We start from the raw sequence: 224 nt of genomic DNA on the forward strand, positions 1-224 counted from the left end.
ACCTGACGGGACAGCAGGATGTGCTCACGGGTTTGTGGCATCGGACCATCGGCGGCCGAGCAAACCAGGATCGCGCCATCCATCTGGGCAGCACCGGTGATCATGTTCTTCACGTAGTCAGCGTGACCTGGGCAGTCGACGTGAGCGTAGTGACGAATGTTCGAGTTGTACTCGACGTGAGCGGTGTTGATGGTGATACCGCGCGCTTTTTCTTCCGGAGCCGA

At 58.9% G+C, this 224-nt stretch carries 1 protein-coding gene; it reads right to left on the minus strand.

All coding sequences use genetic code 11. The features are described 5' to 3' along the window. Positions 1-224 (minus strand): GTP-binding protein (locus tag SB765_RS34715; protein ID WP_410914153.1); only part of this gene is annotated, 224 nt, incomplete at both ends.

It is taken from the genome of Pseudomonas sp. SIMBA_067, from assembly GCF_046534675.1.
Taxonomy (GTDB): domain Bacteria; phylum Pseudomonadota; class Gammaproteobacteria; order Pseudomonadales; family Pseudomonadaceae; genus Aquipseudomonas; species Aquipseudomonas putida.